Raw genomic sequence first — 1,563 nt, 5'->3', positions numbered from 1 at the left:
TTGACTTTTGCCGGCAACGGTAACTTTTTGCTCAAACTTGGCCAGTAGTTCAGCAAATCCAGCTATCTTGGAGCAAGCGGTCTGGAGGAGGTTTTCTTTTTTTTCATGATTGAAAACGGTTAAGATTGAATCAAAAAGTTACCTCTTTCCGGCTGCTTATCGGAGAAACTACCGCAGGTTTAGTGCAACATCGGTTTTGCGTAATGGCGGGTTCAGTGCTTCGTTTGACAGTTTTGTGGTTGGTTTGAGTGCAGAGCTTCGATTGAACTTTTGTGCTAAAAATCCGCCACTACGCAAAGCCGAGAACCGTTGGCAACAATATGACCAAAGAAGAAGAAATAGAAATAGTACACGGAAAAGGCTCACACGTAGTAATACTTGGAGCTGGTGCTACTTATGCCTCAACTTTGAGAAATCCCGAAAAAAATGGAAAAACTCTTCCATTAATGTGGAATGTAATTGATGTTGTGGGATTGACCGATGTTGTAAATGCCTTGCCGAAAGAATATCAACAACATAAAGAAGATTTTGAAAAGCTTTACAGCTTGTTAGCTAAAGACAACAAATTTAAAGCTGAAAGAGAACATATAGAAAAAGTAGTTTATAAATACTTTGAAGAATTAGAGTTGCCAGATGAACCAACTATTTACGATTATTTAGTTCTTTCTTTAAGACACAGAAAAGATATAATCGCAACCTTTAATTGGGACCCGTTTTTGTACAAAGCCTATGTCAGAAATGGAAATTTTACTGATAGTCCTGGAATTTTATTTTTACACGGTTGTGTTTCATTAGGTTATGACAAATCAAATGGTTCTTCTGGTCCAGCAGGTTGGTTTTCAAAAGAAACTAAACAAGAATTTGTACCAACTAAATTATTGTACCCAGTTGACAAAAAAGACTATAACAGCGACCCTTTCATAAACGGACAATGGCAAGCACTTTCTAACCGACTAAAAGAAGCCGAAAGAGTTACTGTTTTTGGATATTCAGCACCTAAAACAGATGTTGAGGCAATCGAGCTTTTACAAAATGCTTGGGGAAATGTTGACCAAAGAGCAATGGAAGAATTTGAATTTATCGACATTCAAGAAGAAGATAAGCTTTTAAAATCTTGGGAAACTTTTGTACACACACATCACTATCATTATTGTAATGATTATTTTGACTCGTCCCTTGCCTTACATCCAAGAAGAACTGTTGAGAGTTATCATCATTGGGCAATGCCTATGACACCTAATGAAGCTTTTCAAGATGGAAATCAAATTCCTGACAACTTTAGGACTTTAGAGGAATTATGGGAATGGCACTTACCATTAATCGAAGCTGAAAAAAGATTTTATGATAAATAAAAATAATAAAATACTGTTGCCAACAACTAAGCTTTCGTTGCGTGCGTAGCACGAACAATGAAAGCGCTGTTGCACGAAACCGGTGAGGTGCCTATGGGGATTGAGTCGGAATTTCAGTTGGATTTGTAGGGTTAGATAGCTCAAAAAGTCCTCTTAGAGTTGTTGAGTAAGTTCCAATAGCCTCTCAATTATAAGTTTTGCAGCCCCTCCA

General features: G+C 37.4%; 1 protein-coding gene. It reads left to right on the top strand.

Going from position 1 to position 1,563, the window contains the following annotated elements; genetic code table 11:
- The first annotated feature begins 320 nt into the window (after positions 1-320).
- Complete coding sequence (locus tag AAA942_RS11995; RefSeq protein WP_338220509.1) at positions 321-1,352, top strand: hypothetical protein; 1,032 nt, start codon at positions 321-323, stop codon at positions 1,350-1,352.
- Positions 1,353-1,563: the final 211 nt, after the last annotated feature.

The sequence above is a fragment of the Algoriphagus sp. oki45 genome, from assembly GCF_036245605.1.
GTDB lineage: Bacteria > Bacteroidota > Bacteroidia > Cytophagales > Cyclobacteriaceae > Algoriphagus.
Note: the sequence above shows the minus strand (reverse complement) of the source record. Positions and strands in the feature narration are given on the sequence as shown.

What these genes read in the sequence shown, in the direction of transcription:
- AAA942_RS11995 (WP_338220509.1), top strand. Translation starts at nt 321, where the DNA reads ATGACCAAAGAAGAAGAAATAGAAATAGTACACGGAAAAGGCTCACAC.